General features: G+C 68.7%; 16 protein-coding genes. 4 read left to right on the forward strand and 12 right to left on the reverse strand.

Translation table 11 applies throughout. The features are described 5' to 3' along the window. Positions 1-126 precede the first annotated feature (126 nt). The 5 genes from JI739_RS03175 to JI739_RS03195 form a co-directional block, all read right to left on the reverse strand. The gene (locus JI739_RS03175; RefSeq protein ID WP_201682382.1) at positions 127-1,452 is read right to left on the reverse strand and encodes a serine/threonine protein kinase; all 1,326 of its coding nucleotides are present in this window, start codon (positions 1,450-1,452) and stop codon (positions 127-129) included. A 93-nt stretch (positions 1,453-1,545) separates the two neighbouring features. Next, on the reverse strand, positions 1,546-3,168 hold the full coding sequence (locus JI739_RS03180; RefSeq protein WP_201683344.1) for a WD40/YVTN/BNR-like repeat-containing protein: 1,623 nt from the start codon (positions 3,166-3,168) through the stop codon (positions 1,546-1,548). Positions 3,169-3,202: 34 nt separating this feature from the next. Continuing rightward, positions 3,203-4,192, reverse strand: a complete 990-nt coding sequence (locus tag JI739_RS03185) for a DUF1839 family protein (protein ID WP_201682383.1) — start codon at positions 4,190-4,192, stop codon at positions 3,203-3,205. Then, positions 4,189-5,109: an amino acid--[acyl-carrier-protein] ligase gene (locus JI739_RS03190; RefSeq protein ID WP_201682384.1), complete on the reverse strand. Its 921-nt coding sequence runs from the start codon at positions 5,107-5,109 to the stop codon at positions 4,189-4,191. The genes JI739_RS03185 and JI739_RS03190 overlap by 4 nt, the downstream gene beginning before the upstream one ends. Then, a complete protein-coding gene (locus JI739_RS03195; RefSeq protein ID WP_201682385.1) occupies positions 5,109-6,281 on the reverse strand; it encodes an acyl-CoA dehydrogenase family protein in 1,173 nt (390 codons plus the stop codon). Before JI739_RS03195 ends, JI739_RS03190 begins: the two co-directional genes overlap by 1 nt. Positions 6,282-6,359: 78 nt before the next feature. On the opposite strand from JI739_RS03195, the gene acpS reads away from it, so the two are divergent. Genes acpS through JI739_RS03215 form a run of 4 tightly spaced genes read left to right on the forward strand, consistent with a single transcriptional unit; the run spans position 6,360 to position 11,375 of the window. After that, on the forward strand, positions 6,360-6,821 hold the full coding sequence (acpS, locus tag JI739_RS03200) for a holo-ACP synthase (RefSeq protein ID WP_201682386.1): 462 nt from the start codon (positions 6,360-6,362) through the stop codon (positions 6,819-6,821). Positions 6,822-6,836: 15 nt separating this feature from the next. Further along, the gene (locus JI739_RS03205; protein WP_236589040.1) at positions 6,837-7,094 is read left to right on the forward strand and encodes an acyl carrier protein; all 258 of its coding nucleotides are present in this window, start codon (positions 6,837-6,839) and stop codon (positions 7,092-7,094) included. Positions 7,095-7,125: 31 nt separating this feature from the next. Continuing rightward, complete coding sequence (locus JI739_RS03210) at positions 7,126-9,609, forward strand: glycoside hydrolase family 2 protein (RefSeq protein ID WP_201682387.1); 2,484 nt, start codon at positions 7,126-7,128, stop codon at positions 9,607-9,609. After that, the gene (locus tag JI739_RS03215) at positions 9,606-11,375 is read left to right on the forward strand and encodes an alpha/beta fold hydrolase (RefSeq protein WP_201682388.1); all 1,770 of its coding nucleotides are present in this window, start codon (positions 9,606-9,608) and stop codon (positions 11,373-11,375) included. Before JI739_RS03210 ends, JI739_RS03215 begins: the two co-directional genes overlap by 4 nt. A 70-nt stretch (positions 11,376-11,445) precedes the next feature. Here the strand turns inward: JI739_RS03215 and pabB are convergent, their stop codons facing one another. The 7 genes from pabB to boxA form a co-directional block, all read right to left on the reverse strand. Beyond that, positions 11,446-13,884, reverse strand: coding sequence for an aminodeoxychorismate synthase component I (gene pabB / locus JI739_RS03220; protein ID WP_201682389.1), 2,439 nt, complete (start codon positions 13,882-13,884; stop codon positions 11,446-11,448). 133 nt (positions 13,885-14,017) lie between these two features. Beyond that, the gene (locus JI739_RS03225) at positions 14,018-14,899 is read right to left on the reverse strand and encodes a prephenate dehydrogenase dimerization domain-containing protein (protein WP_201682390.1); all 882 of its coding nucleotides are present in this window, start codon (positions 14,897-14,899) and stop codon (positions 14,018-14,020) included. Between the two features lie 30 nt (positions 14,900-14,929). Next, positions 14,930-16,147, reverse strand: coding sequence for an MFS transporter (locus JI739_RS03230; protein WP_201682391.1), 1,218 nt, complete (start codon positions 16,145-16,147; stop codon positions 14,930-14,932). Between the two features lie 368 nt (positions 16,148-16,515). Beyond that, positions 16,516-17,934: an aspartate aminotransferase family protein gene (locus tag JI739_RS03235; RefSeq protein ID WP_201682392.1), complete on the reverse strand. Its 1,419-nt coding sequence runs from the start codon at positions 17,932-17,934 to the stop codon at positions 16,516-16,518. A 126-nt stretch (positions 17,935-18,060) separates the two neighbouring features. After that, positions 18,061-19,428, reverse strand: coding sequence for a glutamine synthetase family protein (locus JI739_RS03240; protein WP_201682393.1), 1,368 nt, complete (start codon positions 19,426-19,428; stop codon positions 18,061-18,063). 58 nt (positions 19,429-19,486) lie between these two features. Beyond that, on the reverse strand, positions 19,487-19,930 hold the full coding sequence (locus JI739_RS03245; protein ID WP_201682394.1) for a MaoC family dehydratase: 444 nt from the start codon (positions 19,928-19,930) through the stop codon (positions 19,487-19,489). Between the two features lie 5 nt (positions 19,931-19,935). Further along, on the reverse strand, positions 19,936-21,198 hold the full coding sequence (boxA, locus tag JI739_RS03250) for a benzoyl-CoA 2,3-epoxidase subunit BoxA (RefSeq protein WP_201682395.1): 1,263 nt from the start codon (positions 21,196-21,198) through the stop codon (positions 19,936-19,938). Position 21,199: the final 1 nt, after the last annotated feature.

Raw genomic sequence — 21,199 nt, forward strand, 5'->3', positions numbered from 1 at the left:
CGTCGACCGGCCGGAAATCCACCAGGGTCAGGGCATGTGCGTACCCGCCAGACCCGCCTGTTCGCACACCGGCGTGAATTTAAACCGGTCGCGCGGATTTTCTTCGATTCCTCAGAAAATCCAACGCTACGGCCCGCCCTGCGACAGCGCCATGCGATCACGCACGCGTTGCTGCTCGGCGTGCATGCGCACGCAGATCGGGTGCCGCCGGAATTCCGCCGTGGCGCACCGGAAGACGGTGCACATGTCACGCGCCAGTGAGTTGCCTTGGCGGCAGCCCAGCTCGACCCACGCGGGCTGCGGACGGCGGATCGCCCGCCTGGCGGGCGCTGGCGCGGGAGATGCGCCGTCCGCCGAGCGTGGCGCGGCCGCCCGCACGATCGCCGGTTGCGGTGAAGGGCTGGCGCGGGCAGAGGGCGCCGGTTCCGCCCCCACCGGCTGCCGGGGTGCAGCAGGACCGGCGGGTGCATCAGGCGGCTGGTCGGCCACCGGCTGCGGGGCCGAGGGTGGCTGGGGCGTGCTCGCGGCGAGCGGTTCTGACGGTGGCGGCGACGCCCCGAGCACGATCACTTCTTCGCCAGCCGCGATCGACTCCCGAGCCGGGATCACGGCGGCCGCTCCGGGCGGCGTGGGCCGAGCTTCCAGGTAGCTCCAGCCGGGTGCCACGCGCGGCACCGTGGGCGGGGCCGTGGCCAGGCTGGCGAGGTAGGCGATCGTGGCCAGGCATGCCGCCGCCACGGCCGTCTCGAATCGCTGCAGCCGCGGCGTGGCGACCGCCGATGCCGCGCTGGCGGCGGCCACGGGCGCGGCAACCGGTTCGCTCGATCCGGCCCAGAGCGGCCGGCCCAGGGCCGACTGCAAGGCCGCCGAGAATTCAGCCGCGCGCTGGAAGCGCGCTTCGGGGTTCGACGACAACGCGCGCTGCAGCACGGTGTTCACTGCCGGCGGCAGCTCGGGTCGCGCCGCCTGCGCGGGCAAGGCCGGCGCACCCAGGATTCGCTGCGGCACGCCCGGAAAGGGCGGCACACCGGTCAACAACTCGTAGATCACCACCGCGGCGGCATACAGGTCCGCCCGGTGGTCGACCGGCAGCCCCAGCACCTGCTCGGGCGCCAGGTGGGGCGGCGCCTCCTGCGCGGCGCTGGGCGCCGGCCCGGCTGCAACGGGCCTGTCGAAGCCGATCACCTGCAGCCGGCCGCTGCGGCTGACCAGCAGGTGCTGGAGGTCGATGCCGCCGTGCACCCTGCCCTGCGCGTGCGCGAAGTCCAGGGCGGACAGCAGCTCGGCCGACAAAGCCATGCCTTTCATGGCCGGCAGGCGGCCGGTGCGGGCAAGGTGCTGCGCCAGCGTCTCGGCGCCCTGCGACAGCGAGGCGTCGGCAATGTTGGGGTGCCGCAGGCCTTCGGCGTGGTCGGCCGGGACGTCGTCCGGCGGTGTCGCTTGCTGCTCCATCGGCCCAATGGTCGAGATTCGAACCCGGGCCGCTTGTAGGACGGCGGAGCGTCCGATCGTGGGGCGCGCCGGCTCCGATCCTTTTGCCACTTCTTACCGGATGGCGAAGGCGCCGCCCGCGTGACCAGTCACCGAGAAGCGCCCCGCCCCCTGGTAAGTGAGTTCGATGAGGGCCGCGGGCTCACCTTCCAGCCAGCCCGGCGCGCCGATGGCGGTGCGGTTGCCCTGCGAGGTGTAGATCAGGCCGCCACGGCCGTCGGGGCCGATGTCGCCCACGGCGATCCAGTTGCCGTCCATGGAGAGGCTCAGGCCGCGATACCAGCGGTTCTCGCCGTACCAGTTCCAGGTCCAGCCGACATCGGTGCTGACGAAGGTGTAGCCGTTCCAGCCGCGGGCGTCGTTGCGCGGCTCGAGCGCGCTGAAGACGCGGCCATCGCCCGAGACCGCCACGCCCGACCAGTTGCTGTAGGCGAAGCGCATGGTCCAGGTGGCGCCGCCGTCGGTGCTGATCCACTGGTAGCCGCCGTTGTCGACGGCCACCATGCGGCGGCCGTCGTAGCTGGCGGCCGCGAAGGACCAGTTGCCGGTGGGCGGCGGATCGCCGGTGATGTCGCGCCGGGTCCAGCTCTGGCCCCCATCCTCGGAGACATAGACGCCCTGGCGCGCCGGGTCGCCGCCATAGAACGAGGCCACCGCGACCAGGCGGTCACCGGTCTGTGAACCGGCGATCTCGCGCCAGTCGGTGTTCGCAGTTCCGGCCACCGGGCTGAACGTGGCGCCGCCGTCGTTGGACAGGTGGATCGATCCTCCAGTTTCGGTGGCCACGATGCGCTGGCCGTCGGCGGAGATGAACACGCCGCCCCAGTAGCGCGTGCCGGTGCGGCCGGCCCAGGTGGCGCCCGAGTCGGCCGAGGTGTAGAGCTGGCCCAGGCGATCGACCGCGGCCAGGTAGCGGCCATCGGGCGAGATGGCGATGTCGCCCCAGCCGGCCGTCGGTGCGTTGCTGCGGGTCCAGCTCTCGCCGCCATCGCGCGAGAAGTGGATGCTGCCGCCGCGCGCGCCGGCGACCAGGGTGTTGCCGTCGGCCGAGGTGGCGATGGCCGACCACGCCTGCGCGGGCAGCGACGCATCCACCGTGCGCGGCACGTAGCGCGTGCCCGGCACCGTGTTGCCCGGAAGTCCGATGGTGTCCACGTGCTGGCCGTCGTGCTGCGCGATGCGCCAGCGCACGCTGCCGCTGCCCGTGACGCCCACCGTATCGCCGACCCGCAGGTCCTCGTTGCGAGGCAGCCGCAGGGTGTAGGTGCCGGTGGCGCCGGCCGGCACGGTGTAGCTGGCGTTCGGCGCCATCTGCAGGTCGGCCGGAGCGGGCGCGGGCGCTGGAGCGGGTGCTGGAGCGGGCGCGGGCGCTGGAGCGGGTACTGGAGCGGGCGCGGGCGCTGGAGCGGGTACTGGAGCCGGTGCCGGCCCAGGCGCCGGTTCGGGTGCCGGCGCGGAGGACGGCGGCGGTGCGGAACCTCCAGGCGCCGTTGCCCCGCCGGGGTCCGCCACCGGGTCGGCCACCTGCACCGGCGCGCTGGCCACCGGCTCGGCCGCCGGACCTTCACCACCACCGCCACCACCGCAGCCCGCCACCAGCAGCGCCACGGCCCATCCCACCGCGCGCAGGCCAGCCGGCGCGCCGCGTTTGTCATTGCTCGTTGTCTTCAATTCCATCTCCCTGCGATGCGGCTCGTGCCTGGCCGCTTTCCTAGCGGGCGTGCAAGGCGGCCTGCAGCCGGCCCATGCCTTGCTCCCAGTGATCCGCCATGCCCTGCAGCAGGTCGTCGGCGGCGAGCGCGCGGCCGGTGCTCACGGCGCGCGCGCCCTTGAGGATCAGGGCCTTGCCGGCTTGCGCGATGGCATCGAAGCCATCGGCCGCTTCATCGAGGCCCGCCCGCCCCTGCCCGGCCTGCCAGCGCAGGTGCGCGGCCAGCAGCTCGAAGGCCGCGCCGGCCTGGCGCACGGTGGCGAACGCCCACAGGTGGTAGTGCGCCAGCCCCGCCTGCTGCAGCTGCGGCAGTTCGTGCCCCAGGCGCTCGGCAAAGCGCGTGAACGGGTTGCTGCGCGGACGCCAGGCCACGTGCTCGCGCAGCAGGTCCCAGGCGATGGAGGACAACTCGGCCGGGCTCGCGCGCTCGAGCCGATCGATGCGCACGGTCTCCGCGAACAGCGGCATGAATGCCGGGTCCGCGGGCGCATCGAGTCGGAACAGCCCGCGGAAGTCTTCGCCCTGCAGCTCGAAATAGCCGGCGTTGTGGAAGTACCCCAGCCGCTGCGCCGACACGTCCAGGTCGGCCAGCAGGATGGTGGTCTTGGTGTGCTGGCCGCGGTAGTCGGTGCCGGCGGTGTCGGGCAGCCACCAGGCGTCGGCCTCGGTGCTGACCAGGCGGCCGGCGCCCAGGTGCTCCTGCGCGTGCGCCAGCAGCGGCTTGTAGACGGTGAGCTCCTGCACGTCGATGCCGTACAGGCGGCGCAGGTCGGACGAAGGCGGCTTGAAGAAGGTCCACTGGTCGCCCTCGAAATCCATCGACGCGGTGAAACCGAGCATGGCCTGCGGGTCGAGCCCGAGCGCGTGCACGAAGCCCACCCACAGGTCGGCGTAGCAGTTCTTCTCGGGCCAGGCCACGCTGTCCGATTGCAGCGGATGGCGCTGGTAGCTCTCGGGCCGCAGCTGCGGCAGGACGGCGAGCCGGCTCATGCGTCGTTCCACAGCAGGCTGCGCACGTCCCGCGGCCAGTCGGCCGGGTCGTAGCCATGGGTCTTGACCAGGGCCAGCGTCACGCGCTCCAGGCCAAAGCCCAGGCACGCGGTGTGCGCCACCCCCCCGTCGTGCTGACGGATGCCGAAGCGCGAGGTGAAGTGCTCCTGGTGCCAGTTGAACGAGCAGATGGCGGTGGGCTTCTCGCGCGAGATCACCGGGCACAGGATCTCGAACTTCAGGCGCTGGTCCACCTGGCTGGCGGCCATCATGCGGCCGGCACGGCCGAAGAAGGGATCGGAGGCGACGTCGCTGGCCACCGGCAACTTCAGCCGGCCCAGCAGCTCCAGCCCCCGCTGCAGCCAGGCATCGCGCCAGGCCTGCACGTCTTCCGGGCGACCGACGCGGATGTACTCGCGCATGCGGAAATGCTGCAGCCGCGTGGGCTCGGGCGAGGGCTCGTGGCGGAACACCCAGTTCATGATGGTCACCAGGCGTCCGCCCTGCGGCAGCAAGCCGCTGAAGGTGGGATAGACCGGATAGCAGGCCGCCGGCGTGAGCATGACCTCGGTGGGCGACAGCAGGTCTTCCCACCGTTCGCCGGCGTGGACCCGCTCGGACAGCTCGCGCGCCTCGCGGTCGCTGCCGGTGAAGCTGTGCACCGAGCCCGCCAGCTGCGGAAAGTTGTCCAGGTAGCCCAGCTGCTCGATCAGCCGGCGCGCCAGGATGGGCGGGAAGGTGAGCTCCTGGGCGCCGTCGGGCGCGGCCTCGCGAACCACCAACGCGTCGAAGCGCCGAAGGATGTCCTCGAACACCGGCCCGCGGCCGTAGGCGCCGGGCACGCCGGTGGGGATGATCAGGCCATGGGCGACGAGTTCTTCGGTGAAGCCGTCGATGTCGTAGGTGCGGGTGTCCATCAGATGGCGTCCTTGTAGACCAGCAGCATCGACGCGTTCTTGGCGGCGATGCGTTCGTTGGAAATCATGAGGGAGCCCGAGAGCGCGTCCCGATAGTGGCGCCCCAGGCTGAAGGGGCTGTCGTTCTTGTAGCCCCCGATGCCCACCACCTGCAGCGCGCCGTGGACGATCTGCGGCGCCGCTTCGGAGCTGGCGATCTTGAGGTTGTTCAGGCGCAGGGCCCAGCCCATGCCCATGAGGTCCTCGCGGTCCTCGGCGGCCGCGTCGAAGTCACGCGCGGCCGACACCCAGTTCTGCTTCATGGCCTGCAGCTTCACCTGCAGGTGGGCCAGCGCCTGCGCCGTGGGCGGCACGCTGCCGGGCCGCTGGCGCGCCTGGCCGCGCACGAATTTCGCGGCGCGCTGCACGGCACCCGCCGCGATCCCCCACCACAGCGCCGCCCACAGGATGTGCGAGGTGGGCACCATGCTCTGGGCCGAGCTGTCGGCGAACGAGCCGGGCAGGATCTGCCGCGCGTCACCGCCAGCGGCGAGCTTGAAGCCGGGGCTGCAGGTGCCGCGCATGCCCAGCGTGTCCCAGCTGGTCGTCTGCTCCAGCGTGCAGTCCTGGCGGCGCACCATGACCAGCACCTGGTCGCCGGCGGCCGCCTGCTCGTCGCGGCGGCAGGTGACCAGGATGGCATCGGCGTGCGCGCAATAGGAGCCGGTGGTGGCGTCCTTTTCAAGGGCGAAGCGGTCGCCGTCGACGCGCACCGCGCAGATGCTCGAGCGGGTGTCGCCGAAGGTGCCGTTCTCCGAGGTCATGGACGCCAGCAGGTCCTGCCGGCGCACCGTGTCACGCATCCAGTCGCGGAAAAACCCGCTGTCCGCGCCGTGTCGCGTGATGCATGCGAGCTGGCTGTAGTGCATGGCCAGCACCATGGCGCTGGAGCCGCAGCTTTGTGCCAGCACCGCGCAGGCCTGCGCCTGCTCCAGCAGGCTGGCGCCGGCTCCCCCGAACTCGCGCGGCACGCTGGCCGAGAGCACCCCCTGTTCGCGCAGCGCGGCCAGGGTCTCGATCGGAAAGCGCGCCTTCGCGTCCACGTCGTCGGCATGCGCCGCCGCGATGTCCGTGGCCACGCGGCGCACCGCATCGAGGAGTCCGGACCGCGCCGGCACCTCTTCGTGTTTCATTGGTCTTCTCCCTGTGCCTTGCTGAGACAGCGGGGGCGACAATAGCGCGCCGGCCAACGAGCTGGAGGAGTTCTGCTCGTGAAGCATCACATTTCGAAACTGACTGATCCGTTGCTCAGCGATATGCCGGCAACCGGGCGAGGTCTTGTCCGACTCGGCATCGACCTGGCGCACATTCCGCGCATCCGCGAGTCGCTGGCCCGCTTCGGCGACTCGTTTGAGCACAGATTGTTCACGCCTGAAGAAATCGCTTATGCACGCGCGGCGCCGGCGCTCCATGCCGAGCGACTCGCCGCGCGCTTCGCCGCGAAGGAAGCGACGATCAAGGCGCTGAGCCTGGCCGATGCCGGCGTGAACTGGCGCGAGATGGAGGTGGTGCGCGAAGCCGACGGCCACTGCCACATGCGACTGCATGGCCGCGTGCTCGACATCGCGCGGACGGCCGGTGTCGACCGGCTGCTACTGAGCCTCACGCACGATGGCGACTATGCGGCGGCCGTGGTCGGGGTGCTGTCCGACAAGGTCGAGCCAGCCGGCTGAACAGAATTCGCCGCCATGACAGCCACCACCTCCATCGATTCGACCATCCGCCGCGTGCTGCGCGAGCACGGACGCCTGTCCACCGACCCCGGCCAGCTCGCCGCCGACGCGGACCTGTACCAGGCCGGCATGACCTCGCATGCCAGCGTGAACGTGATGCTCGCGCTCGAAGGCGAGTTCGACGTGGAGTTCCCCGACCACCTGCTCAAGCGGCACGTGTTCGGCAGCATCGCGTCGATCGAGCGGGCGCTCGGGGAACTGGACCTGCAGTAGGGACGAAGGCGCAGGCACGAGGTCCACCAGCATGCGCGCCATCTGGCAATGCGGCGCCACCGAGCCGGGCGCACCGCCGCCAGCCGACGCGGCCGAGTGGGTGGCGATGGACGGGCCGGGCACCGCGGCGGCCGCCTTGCGCGCGCACGGACTCTGGTCGCTCGACGCCCCGCCGCGCGACTTCGACGCGCAGGACTGGTGGTTCCTCGCGCGCTTCGATGCGCCGCATGACGCGGTCCAGGTGCTCGGCTGCGACGGCCTCGCCACGCTGGCCGAGGTGTCGCTGAACGGGCAGGCGCTCTTCGCCAGCGACAACATGTTCACCCGGCACCGGCATGCGTTGCCACCCGGCGTGCTGCGGCCACGGGACAACGAGCTGCGCATCCACTGCCGCTCCCTGGGCGCGGCCCTCAGGCAGCGGCGCCCCCGACCCAACTGGCGCGCCCCCATGGTCCCCGACACGCAGCTGCGCTGGTTCCGCACGACGCTGCTCGGGCGCACGCCCGGCTGGTCGCCGCCGGCCGCCGCCGTGGGCCCATGGCGCGAGGTGTGGCTGCGCGCCACGCACGAGATCCCCATCGAGCACCGGCTGCAAGCCCGCCTGGAAGGCGGCCATGGGGTGTGCGAGCTCGACGGGCCGGCATCGGAGTGGCCGGCCGGCACCGAATCGCCCCGGCTGGTGCTGCAAGGCCCCGACGGGCAGGTGCACGCGAGCGATGTACGTGCCAGCGATGGCCGCTTCGCCGCTCGCCTGGACGTGCCCCGCCCCGCCCTCTGGTGGCCGCACACCCACGGCGAACCCGCGCTCTACGAGGCGACGCTGGAACTGCGCCTGCATCGCGGCGGCACCGCGCGGCACGCGCTGGGGCGGGTGGGGTTTCGCGACCTGCAGGTGGACACCGCGGGCGGCCGGTTCGCGCTGCGCGTCAACGGCGAAGCCGTGTTCTGCCGCGGCGCCGGCTGGTTTCCCCTCGACGCGGTGAGCCTGCGCTCCGAGACGCGGGCCTGCCGCGGCACGCTGCTGCGCATGCGAGAGGCCGGCCTGAACATGCTGCGCCTGCCAGGCACCGGCGTGTACGAGGACGATGCCTTCTATGCCCAGTGCGACGAGCTGGGCCTGATGGTCTGGCAGGACTTCATGTTCGCCAGCATGGATTACCCGTTCGACGACGCCGGCTTCGCGGCCAGCAGCGAACGCGAGGTGCGCCAGCAACTGCGGCGCCTGGCGCCGCACCCCTGCCTGGCAGTGCTGTGCGGCAACAGCGAGGTCGAGCAGCAGGCGGCCATGTGGGGCGCCGCGCGCGAGCTGTGGCAGCCGCGCTTCTTCCACGAGCAGCTGCCCGCGGAGTGCCGCGAGCTCGCGCCGGGCGTGCCTTACTGGCCCTCGAGCGCGCACGGCGGCGCGTTCCCGCACCAGGCCGATGCCGGCACCACCTCGTACTACGGCGTCGGCGCCTACGAGCGGCCACTGGCGGATGCCGTGGCGAGCGGCCTGGGCTTCGCGACCGAATGCCTGGCGTTCGCCGCCGTTCCTTCCAACGAGACGCTGGCCCGGCTGCCCGGCGGCGCGTCCACCCGCGTGCACCACCCCGCGTGGAAGAGCCGCACGCCGCGCGACCTGGGCGCGGGCTGGGACTTCGACGACGTGCGCGACCACTACGTGCGCGAGCTGTGCGGCGTGGAGCCTGCGCGGCTTCGCCATGCCGACCATGAGCGTTACCTGGAGCTGGGCCGCCTGGCGGTCGCCGAGGCCATGGGCCACGCCTACGGCAGCTGGCGGCGCGCCGACGCGCGCTGCGGCGGCGCGCTGCTGCTGCAGCTGCGCGACTTCTGGCCCGCAGCGGGCTGGGGCGTGCTGGACGACCAGGGCCGCGCCAAGTCCGGATGGCATGCGCTGCGTCGCGCACTGCAGCCGACGGGGCTGCACCTGAGCGACGAGGGCGCGAATGGACCCGTGGCACACCTGGTGAACGAGACCGCGCAGCCGGTGCAAGCCGTGCTGGAGTTCACCGCCTGGCGCGACGGCGAGGTGCGCGTGGCATCGGCCGAACAGCCGCTGACGATGGAACCGCGCTCACGTCGCAGCGTGCCGCTGCTGGGCCTGATGGATCACTTCATGGACCTGAACCACTTCTGGCGTTTCGGCCCGCCGGCCTGCGATGTGCTGCACGCGAGGCTGCGCGCCGCCGGCGCTGACGCCCCGCCGCTGGCCGAGGCCTTCCTGTTTCCGCTGGGGCTGGCGCCGCTGCTGGCGAACCGGCGCGCCCTGGACCTGCGCGCCACCGTGACCGCGATGAACGACGAACAAGCTGAACTCGAACTGCAGACCCGTGCCGCAGCCATCGGCGTGCACCTGGACCTGCCCGGCTGGGAGGCCGTCGACGACCACCTGCACCTGGCGCCGGGCAGCACTCGACGCATCGAGCTGCACCGTGTCCGCGCCGGTGCAGCGCTGGCCGGGACCGTGGCGGCGCTGAACGGGCCCGGCCCGGTGCCACTGGAGAAGCGCGCATGACGCAGGCCACCCCGCTTCGCCTCCGGCTCGACGAGGGCTGGTGCCATGCCTGGTGGCATGCGCCAGCGGCACCCGCGCGCGGGCTCACCGTCGTGTTGTGCCCACCCATCGGCTACGAGGCCGTCGCCAGCTACCCCACCCAGGTGCAGCTGGCCCGGCACCTGGCCGCGGCCGGACTGCCGGTGCTGCGCATCGATTACCACGGCACCGGTGACTCGGACGGCGACGACACGCAGCCCGGCCGCGTCCCCGCCTGGCTGGCCAGCGTGCAGGCCGCGGTGGCCGAGGCCATGCGCCTCGGTGATGGCGGCGCCATCGCGTTGGTGGGCATCCGAATGGGCGCCACGCTGGCGGCCGAAGCCGCGGCCCGACTGGGTGGCGTGGACAGCCTGCTGCTGTGGGCGCCCTTGCCAGGCGGCAAGGCGTTCGTGCGCGAGATCCGGGCCGCGGGCGACTCGGCGGATGATGGATCGCTGCACGGATTCGGCTTCCACTATGGCACGCAGACGGTGCGTGACCTGGAGGCGCTGGACCTGCGCCAGCTGGCCACGCCGCCGGCGCGGCGCGCCTGGCTGATTCCCCGGGACGACGTGACCGTGGCCGGGCCACTGCCCCGCCTGCTGTCGGCCCTGGGCGTGGACACGCGGTTTGACGGATTGCCCGGCTACGCCGCGATGGTCTCGGGCGAGCCGCGTGGCGGCGTGCTCGATGCCCCCACGCTGGACGCGCTCACGCGGTGGCTGTGCGAATCGCCCGCCGCGGTGCCGCGCGAGCTGTCGCCGCGGGACCCCGCGCCCGCGCGGTGCGGCCACACCGGCGGCGTGGTCGAGGAAACGCTGTGGCTGGGACCGACGCACCCGCTCGCAGGCGTGCTGGCGACGCCGCTGCGCGCCGACGATCGCCAGCGCCAGACCGGCGTGATCCTGCTCAACGTCGGAGCCAACTACCGCGTCGGTCCGCACCGCCTGTACGTCAAGGCCGCACGCGCGATGGCCGCTGCCGGCTGGCCCACGCTGCGGCTGGACCTGGCCGGTCTCGGCGACAGCCCACCGCATCCGGGCCAGGGCTGGGCCAGCCTGTACGACCGCGACGCCACCCAGGACGTGCGGCAGGCGATGGACGCCCTGGCCGCGCGCGGCTGCCGCGAGTTCGTGCTGATGGGCGTGTGCTCGGGCTCGTTCGTGGCTTTCCAGTCGGCCCTGGTGGACGAGCGCGTGGCGTCCGTCGTGCTCATGAATTCGCGCCTTCTGGAATGGACGCCGGGGCAGCCGGGCGACGCCTGGCAAAGCTCGATGCAGCAGCATGCCAAGTCCAGCGACTGGTACCTGCGCGCAGCCCTCACGGCCGAGCCGTGGCGGCGGCTGCTGCGCGGGGAGGTCAACGTGCGGCTCGTGGCGCGCCGCTTCGCGGACCTGGCCCGCGCCCGGCTGGCACGCCTTCTTTCAGGCGACGGACACGACCCGCTGCGCGCCCGCATGGAAGGCCTGTGCCGGCGCGGCACCGACGTGCTGATGGTGGTGTCCGACGCGGACGATGGACGCGACTACGTGGAGTTCCACTTCGGCGCCGAAGGCCGGCGCATGCGGGCGCACCCGAACTTCCGGATGGTGTACGTGAAAGACGCCGACCACACCTTCTCCAGGCCGGGCAACCAGGACCAGGTGCTGCCGGAGCTGCTGCGGCACCTGGAGGCTCGCGCCGCGGGGCTGGACCAGCCGGCGCAAGAGGCGCACACCTTGTTGGTGGGTCCGGCGCACGCCGGGTGAGGTGCCTCGTCAACGGCCGCCGTAGGCCAGGCGCGCGACTTGGCAAGGACGAGGGTAGATCGCTGCGCGTTCAATGGCCCGCCTCATTTTTCTCCGCACCCTCGATGATTTCATCTTCCAGTCGGCAAGCCTCGGCAATGATGCAGGTGTAGAGCCGGCTGACGAATTCCCCATCGAGCCCCAGTGTTCTGCCCAACTCGGCGCGAGTCCTTTTCACGTGCTCCACTCGCGCGGGTTGCATCATGGAAATTTGGTTTCGCTTCTTGAACTCGGCAACTTCTCTGCAAACGCCCAGGCGCTGCCCAAGTCGGTCGAGAATTTCCTTATCCAGCGTGTCAATCAGTGTTCTGTAGGGAGCGAGTCCTTCGTGCGCCGGGGCAGCAGGAGCCTGAGCTGGCTCGTCGCTTAGCCGTGGCGCAGCCATCACGCGCCGCACCGCTTCCATCGGCGCGCGAGCCTTTAGCACCGTCTCGTCAACCTCGTCCTGCGCCACAGACAGGGCCGTAATGGCGCCGCCCACTCCAATCGTGACGCCCTGTTCGGTGACGACCACAGTCCGGATGACGATGTTGAAGTCGCAGGCGCCGCTCAAGGAGAAGTACCCGATGGCGCCCGAATAGACGCCACGTGCCTCCCCCTCGAGCTGATCGATAAGCGCCATTGTCCGGATCTTGGGCGCACCCGTCATGGACCCTCCGGGGAACGCGGACCTGAATGCGTCCACCAGCGTCACTTCGGGATTCAGCGTGCCTCGGATGGTCGACACCATCTGGTGCACCGTCGCATAGCTCTCGATTTCCATGAGGCGCGGCACGTGGACGGAGCCGATCTCGCATATGCGCCCCAGATCGTTGCGCATGAGATCCACGATCATGAGATTTTCCGCGCGGTTCTTCTCGCTGTCCGCCAAGTCTTCCTTGAGGCGCAAATCCTCCGCCTCGTCGCCACCTCTGCGCGCGGTGCCCTTGATGGGCTTCGATTCGATCTGGCGGCTTCGGTCTACCCTCAGAAAGCGCTCGGGTGATGAACAGACTACTGTCATTCCGTCGTATTGAAGGAAGGCCGCATAGGGCGCGGGATTTAATTGCCGCAGCGTCTTGTATAGCCGGAATGTATCGGGTTGAAGATTGGCGGTTAGCCGGTTAGTGAGGCACACCTCGTAGGTCTCGCCGTCGGTAATGGCCTTCTGGCAGTGTTCAACCAGCTTGAGGTACGCATCGCGATCGTCCCGGAACACAAATAGCGGATCAGGGAGGGACATAGAAGGCAGCGCCGGTGCTGCCAGAACGGCCGATCCAGCGGGGCGCATAGCGGCCAGCCTTGCCTCAATCTCAGACAGCCACTCTCCGGCACGATCCCCGTTGCCAGGCGTATCCAGGCAAAGCATATAGATCTCGCCTTCTGCATGATCGAAGACGATAAAGCGATCAACGAACACGAACTGGGCGTCCGGTTGAGAAGACGCATGGGCCGTTTTGGCGCCGCACTCCTTCTTCATCTCATAACCCATGTACCCAAGGAAGCCGCCGTGGAAGTCGAAGGGCAGATCAACATGCGGCAGCACATGATTCGCCAAAACGGTATCGATGTGATCGAAGACGCTGCACTGCGACTTGCGCGGGCGTCCTCGTTCGAGGATGGTGAGTTCCCCGCCGTGTACGTCATAGCTGAGAGCAGAGGCATTCGGCCCTTCCGCGTTTCCCATGAACGAGAACCGCGACAGCCCTGGGGCGACGAGGCTGCTATCGAGCCAGAACGGACGGTCAGTCCCTAGGTACAGCGCCTCGAAGACATCTACTGCCTGCACGCCCAGCCGTTTTTTACGCCAATGAAGCTCAAACAGCCCCTTGGCTTTGGCTTGGGCTGGCACTCGCTGCGATGGCTCGACCGACAGTCGATCCGGCTCTTGGCCCAGCCGCTGTGACGGCGAAAATTGAGGTCTGGTCAATCTAAAAAAGTTTGACAACAGCTTGTGGCCCCATTCGGAGCAAACAGACTCTGGATGAAATTGCACGCCGTAAATGCGCTTGTGCCGATGGCGCAGCCCCATGACGATGCCGTCCTTCGTGTGGGCGACAGCCTCCAGGTCCTCGGGTAGCTCCGTCGCGATCAGGGAGTGGTAGCGGATCACGGAGAAAGGACTCGGGATACCGTCGAACAACTCCATGCCGTCGTGAAACACATCATCCGGGCGGCCATGCATTGGCTTTGGCGCATGGGTAACCTTGCCCCCGAACAGATGCGCGATGCCTTGGAGACCTAGGCATATACCAAGGACAGGCACGCTCGCCTGCTCGATGATCGCACGCGAAACGCCAAAGTCAGCCGGCCGTTCAGGGCGTCCTGGGCCTGGCGAAATGACGACGTTATCAAAGTCGAGCTCGCGGATCTCCTCCCAAGAAACTTCGTCGTTCTTGAAAACGAATGGCACTTCTCCCGTGAGCTCGGACACCATTTGAAAGATGTTGTAGGTGAACGAGTCGTAGTTGTCGATGAGCAATGTCTTCATGATCCCTGATGTCGTATCTGCAGCGAAGCACGGGTCGCTACCTCCCCTCCTGCTCTAGTTCGTCGGGCGTTCGTATCTGAATGACCATCCAGCTACCCGCATGGCCTGTTCGGCAAGACTTCGGGTTCTCGCTTCACGAGCCTTGGTGACCGCTGTCTAAGTCTTTCAGCGCGGAGAAGATTGCCGCACATTGCCGGGTACGTTCAGACAGACCCGGTCCAAAGGCGGCAGATAGTTCAGCGAGGTATCGGGCGAAGCGGGCGCGGTCGCCTTGTGCCGACCACACATCGAGATCGGTCAGAACTTCGCGCATTTCGCGCCGTGCGTCAGCGGCGTAGCCGTTCACGGCCTGAATGTCGGAGTAGACATTCGGATTGCCAGTGGCGATCCTGCTCAAAAGCAGACTCATGACCTGGAACGGCGGCGTGCCGGAAAGCTCTGCGATGACAGACGGCGGCAAGTCGGTCACAAGTCGGCCCCATGCCAGAACGGCAGCGTGAACGCCTGCCTGCATCACCGCCATGGTCCGGTCATGCTCATCGACCGACATGTCGATCGTGCGCGCTCCCCAGCCGTGTAGGCGTCGCCTGAAGTCCTCCGTGCGGGGGCCTCCCCGCATGCTCACCCAGGCGAGAGATTGCCCGGCGAAGCCAATGTCGGGTCCAAACAGCGGATTGAGTGAAAGGCACTCTGCATGTACCACTTCGCTCAGCTTGGCCAAGTAGGGACCCTTGACCGACAACGTATCAACCAGCAAGGCACCCGGCCGCAGCTCGCCGAGCAGGCCCGCGATAGCCTGTGCCGCAACATTGTCGGGAAGGCAGTTGAGGACAACGTCGGAGGCATGAAGCGCCTGTTTGAGCGTGGCATGCGGCTCGAGAACATCCGCCTGCATCACCCGTGCACCTGCCCTGACATCTACCCGATGCACGTCGACCCGGTCATCCGTCGTGAGGTGAGAAATGAACAGACCGGCGACTTGGCCAGCGGCGCCCAGGACAGTGATTTGCAACATGAGAAGACCAACAGGCCAATAAATGCCGCGTCAGCGCGCGGCGTGTGAACCCGCGTGCACCGCAGATCTGGAAAGAAGCACGAGCAAAAGCGAGCAAGCCACTGCCGCTGCGCCAAAGAAATACATTGGGCGGGCGGCGGCGGCGACGAAAACCTCGTTGGAACTGAATTCGCGACCGATGAGCAGCGGCGCGATGACCTGGCCCACGTTAGAGCCCTGCACGAGCAATCCCGTCACCAAGCCCACATGTGCCGGGGTGGATGCATAGTCGGGTGCAGCGGAGAAGAAACTGGGCACGAGCATCCCACCGACCATCGAGAACACGAGGCACAGGAGGTACTTCCCGCCCAAACCAAGAGAATTGCCGAAGATGCCCCCGAGCGCCAGCAACATGACGCTCGAGCCGACCAGCATCAAACGACCGCTAGGCCAGCCTTTCTGTAAGAGACGGGCGCCGAGCACGTTGCCCGGAATGTTGACAGCGATGACTAGCGCGACAAGCCATGCCGATCCAAGCACGCCAATCCCGGCGGTGTGCATGGTCACCATGGGAAGCCAGGTCAAGACAGAAAACCACATGGCCGTGTAGCAGGCGAAGGTCACGGCCAACAGCCAAAGCCCAGGATGCCACAGAGAAGCGCGGAGGTGACCAAACCAGCCGAGGAACGCTTTCGGGGGCACGGTAACGCCAGGAACCCACAGGCGGATGCCAAGCATCAGCGAAGCGGCAACTACCCCCATGATGGCCCAGATGGTGCGCCAGCCGAAGGCGTTCAGCACGGGGCCTGCGGCAAGCAGCATCAACGAGCTGCCCAAGGCCATGTAGACACTCCATATGCCAATTGCGCGGTGCCTGTCCCGCTGCGCAGAGAGGCGGGTTATCAACGACGGCGCGGCCGTGCTGACCGCAACGAATCCACATCCCTCGATGACACGCGACAGAACAAAGGCCAGCGATGTGGACGAGGCCAGTCCCAATAAGTCACCGGCAAGGAGCAAGCCCAGCCCGGCGAGAACGGCGCGCCTGTGACCCATCGCGTCCACAGCCACTCCGAACATCAATGCGCCGATGGCGCCGATCACGTTGAAGGTGGACACCACAACGCCAAGTTCGAAATAGCTGAGTTGGAACGTGCCTTGGACGAAGGGCAGCACGGACGCAAGTTTGGCCAGGTGCGCGGCCGAGACGACGCCCGCCAAGGTCAAGAGGACTGTCGATCGCCAGTCGGTGGTGCTGGTGGCTTGCACGGGGCGCCCTCATTTCTTAGCTAATTAGTTCTTCTTTCTGGGTCCCGCTGATTGTTATGGCCGCTCGGACCGAGGCAGTGGCAGATCTCCCATCCCAGCTTCCCCGCTCGCGAAGCGAGTGCCGAATGGCAGTCCCAAGCAAGATGAGTTCTGTGCCAAATCGCCGTGGCGCTGCGCGCCCTCAAGCCTGCAGAGCGGGTGGTGTGGCGAAGGCTCCGCCAAATCTTCGCCACCGGCTTCTGATCTCGTCCGAAGCGCTAGTCCAAACGAGTGTGTGATACGCGCACTGCTGTTCGTTGAAGAGGTCGAAGCCGGGTGCTGGGCACGCAATAGTCAAGCTCAAGCGCGTTCCATCCGCGCCCACACCCTCAAACCCAGCCCGACGCCCTCGCCTCTTCCCAGGTCCGGTCCAGCGCCTGCCGCACTAGCCCCATCATCTCGTCGATCTGTTCACGCGTGATCACCAGCGGCGGCGCGACGATCATGCGGTCGCCCACGGCGCGCATCACCAGCCCGTGGTCGAAGCAGTGCCGGCGGCACACCATGCCGATGGCATGCGCCGGATCGAAGGCGGCGCCCGTGCGCGGCTCGCGAGAAAGCTGCACCGCCGCCATCAGGCCGCAACTCTGCACCCCGCCCACGATGGGATGGTCCTGCAGCGTGGCCAGCTGCCGCGCGAGCCAGGGGCCGGTGTCCTCGCGCACCCGCTGCACCAGGCCCAGCTGTTCGATGAGGTCGAGGTTGGCCAAGGCCACCGCGCACGCGACCGGGTGGCCCGAGTAGGTGTAGCCGTGCTCGAACTCGCCACCGCGCTCGATCAGCACTTGCGCCACGCGCTCGCCCACCATCACGCCGCCCAGGGGCACGTAGCCGCTGGTGATGCCCTTGGCGAAGGTCATGAGGTCGGGCCGGCTGCCGAACGTCTGGCTGCCCCACCACTGGCCGGTGCGGCCGAAACCGCAGATCACCTCGTCGCTGATCAGCAGGACGCCATGGCGCTCGCAGATGCGCTGGACCTCGGGCCAATAGGTGTCCGCAGGCACGATGACCCCACCGGCGCCCTGCACCGGCTCGGCGATGAAGGCGGCCACGGTCTCGGAACCGAGTTCCAGGATCTTGTCCTCCAGCCAGCTGGCGGCCAGCCGCCCGAAGTCGTCGCGCGTGAGGCCGCGGGCCGCGCCTTCGCGATGGGCCCAGTCGTGCGGCTGCTCGATGTGCACGATGCCGGGTATGGGCAGGCCGCCCTGCGCATGCATGGCCGGCATGCCGCCCAGCGAGGCCGCGGCCAGGGTGGAGCCGTGGTAGGCGTTGCGGCGCGAGATGATCACCTGGCGCTGCGGCTGGCCCATCAGGTCCCAGTAGCGCCGCACCAGGCGGATGTTGGTGTCATTGGCCTCCGAGCCCGAACTGCTGAAGAACACATGCTTGAAGCCCGGCGCGATGCCGGCCAGCCGTTCGGCCAGCATCACCGCCGGTGGCGTGGTGGTCTGGAAGAAGGCGTTGTAGAAGGGCAGCGTGCGCATCTGCCGCAGCGCGGCGTCTTCCAGAGCCGGCTGGCCGTAGCCCACGTTCACGCACCACAGGCCCGACATGGCATCGAGGATGCGATGGCCTTCGCTGTCCCAGACGTAGATGCCTTCACCCCGCGTGATGACGCGCGCTCCCTTGGCCGCCAGCGCCTGGTGGTCGGTGAAGGGATGCAGGAAATGCGCGGAGTCGGCAGCCTGCCACTCGCGGGTGCTGCGTGGGGTTCCTGGGGTCTGGTTGCTCACTTCAGTCCTCCACATCTCTGTGGACCCGACCTGCACGAGAGAAGTGGCCGGGTCCAGGGCCACCGCGGAACCGGCTTTGCCGGGCCGCTGGTGGCGCCCCCTCGGGGGAGGCGGCGAAGCCGCTTCGGGGGGCTTGTCGTCCTACACATGGAGCAGCAGATGCTCGCGTTCCCACGGCGAGATGACCCGCATGAATTCCTCGTGCTCGAGATCCTTGATCTCGGTGTAGACGGTCAGGAACTCCTTGCCCAGCACGTCGGCCAGGTCCTGCTCGGCCCGCAGCAGCGTGACCGCCTCGCCCAGGCCGCGCGGCAGGGCGTAGGCGCTCTGGTAGGCATCGCCCGTGCATTCCTGGGTGGGTTCGATGCGCTGCTCGATGCCGAGCAGGCCGCAGGCCAGCGTGGCGGCCAGGGCGACATACGGATTGGCATCGGCGCCGATCACGCGGTTCTCGATGCGGCGCGCCTGCGGCGTGGACACCGGCGAGCGGATGCCCACGGTGCGGTTGTCCACGCCCCACTGGATGTTGATGGGCGCGGCGGTGAAGCGCGCAAGCCGGCGGTAGCTGTTGACGTAGGGCGCGAACAGCGCCATGGCCGAGGGGATGTACTTCTGCAGGCCGCCGATGTACCAGAAGAACTCCCTGCTGGGCGTGCCGTCCTCGTTGCTGAACAGGTTGCGGCCGGTCTCCTTGCTGACCAGGCTCTGGTGCACGTGCATGGCGCTGCCCGGCTCACCGGCGATGGGCTTGGCCATGAAGGTGGCGTACATGTCGTGGCGCAGCGCCGCCTCGCGCACGATGCGCTTGAACAGGAACACCTCGTCGGCCAGGTCGAGCGGGGCCGAATGGAAGAAGTTGATCTCCATCTGGCCGGCGCCCACCTCGTGGATCAGCGTGTCCACGTTCAATTCCATCTTCTCGCAGTACTCGTACACGTCCTCGAACAAGGGATCGAACTCGTTGACCGCGTCGATGGAGTAGGCCTGGCGCGAAGTCTCGGCGCGGCCGCTGCGGCCGATGGGTGCGCGCAGGGGCTGGTCGGGGTCGGTGTTGCGGGCCACCAGGTAGAACTCGAGCTCGGGGGCGACGATGGGCACCAGCCCCTTCTGGTCGAACAGCTCGCACACGCGGCGCAGCACCGAGCGCGGGGCGAAGGGCACCAGCTTGCCGTGGCGGTCGTAGCAGTCGTGGATGACCTGCGCGGTGGGGTCGGTGGCCCAGGGCACGATGCACACGGTGCTGGGGTCGGCCACCAGGTGCATGTCGGCATCGTGGCGGCTGACCACGTTGAAGTACGGGCCCTCGCGCGGGTACTCGCCGGTGACGCCCATGGCCACCACGACTTCGGGCAGGCGCATGCCGCGGTCTTCGGTGAATTTCTCGCGCGGCAGGATCTTGCCGCGGGCCACGCCGGTGAGGTCCGGCACCAGGCATTCGATTTCGGTGACGCGGTTCTGGTTGAGCCAGCTTTCCAGCTCCGCGAACTGGAACTGTCGACGGTCTTTCATAGGTCAGCCCATCGTAGCCGCGAGCACCCCCGCGCGGCTCAACTCTGCGGGAAGGTACCTAGCTCGATGGAGCCATTGGCAGCTTGAAGAGCGACGTGGCCTCGAGGTCCAGCGCCTCCTGCCCATGCTGGTTGAACAGCTGCCAGCGCCAGCGCAGCACGCCCAGGCCACTGCGCGAGCGGCGCACCTCGATCACGGTGGCGACCAGCCGCAGGCTGTCGCCGGGCCGCACCGGTGCCGGCCACTTGATGTAGGCCACGCCGGGCGAGGCGAACGATTCCGAACCGGCCAGGAAAGACTGCGCGGCCAGCCGCATGGCGATGCCGCAGGTCTGCCAGCCGCTGGCGATCAGCCCCTGGAACGGGCCATCGGCGGCGGCCTCGGGATCGGTGTGGAACCACTGCGGGTCCCAGTCGCGAGCGAAGTCCAGCACCTGCGATTGATCGATCTGGAAAGGACCGGCTTCGAGCCGCTGCCCGGGGTGGAATTCGGCAAAGAGCATGTTCTTCAGTAGGTTTCCAGGTGCAGCCGGGCGTCGCGCCGCAGCGAGGTGCCGATGGCGTCCCAGTCGAGGCCCGCGCCCAGGGCGATGTCGCGCAAGGTCATGACCACGCCCTCTTCCATGGCCTTGAGGCCGCAGACGTAGAAGTAGGCGTTGGGATCGGCCAGCAGCGGCGCCAGGTCGGCGGCGCGTTCGCGCATCAGGTCCTGCACGTAGCGCTTGGGTTGCCCGGCGACGCGGCTGAAGGCCAGGTTCACGTCGATGAAGTCCTTGGGCAGCTTCTGCAGCGGTCCGAAGTACGGCAGTTCCTCGGGCGTGCGCGCGCCGAAGAACAGCAGCAGCTTGCCGCCCTCGAACTTGCCCGATTGCCGCAGCCGCCGGCGCCACTCGGTCATGGCCCGCATGGGCGCGCTGCCGGTGCCGGTGCAGATCATCACGATGTGGCTGCGCGGGTGGTTGGGCATGAGGAAGCTGGCGCCGAAGGGGCCGATGACTTCCACCGTGTCGCCCACGTCGAGGTCGCACAGGTAGTTGCTGGCGACGCCGCGCACCGGCCGGCCTTCATGGTCCTCCAGCACGCGCTTGATGGTGAGCGAGACGTTGTTGTAGCCGGGGCGCTCGCCGTTGCGGGCGCTGGCGATGCTGTACTGGCGGGGGAAGTGGCCACGACCGCTGGCGGCATCGGCACCCGGCGGGACGATGCCCAGGCTCTGGCCTTCGAGCACCGGGAACGGCGTGTGGCCGAAGTCCAGCACGATGTGGTGCGTGTCGTAGTCCTTGCCGACCTCGGTCACCCGCACGTTGCCGGTGACGGTGGCGGTGACCGACTTGACCGGCGCCTTGGGGCCGTACAGGTTGGTGAAGGCGTGCGCCGCCGACCAGGGCGGCACGGTGGCGCCGTAGGCCGCGCTGTCGAAGGTGGACTCGACTTGCGCCGGCTGCGGCATGGGCGCGACGGGCGTGGCCTCGGGGGCGACGCCGGCTTCGGCCATCTCGTCGGCACTGAGTTCGCCGGGCAGCTCGTCCCAGGTGAACTGCTCCTCGATGGTGTAGGCGCGCACCTTGGGCATGGTGCGCCAGTTGTCGATGCTGCCGGTGGGGCACGGCGGCACGCAGGCCATGCAGAGGTTGCACTTGGCGGCATCGACCACGTAGTTGCGCGAGTCGTGCGTGATCGCATCGACCGGGCAGGTCGCTTCGCAGGTGTTGCAGCGGATGCAGATCTCGGGATCGATCAGGTGCTGCTTGATGAGGACGGCTTCGCTCATG

The sequence above is a fragment of the Ramlibacter aurantiacus genome, from assembly GCF_016722895.1.
In the GTDB taxonomy this organism is placed as follows: domain Bacteria; phylum Pseudomonadota; class Gammaproteobacteria; order Burkholderiales; family Burkholderiaceae_C; genus Ramlibacter; species Ramlibacter aurantiacus.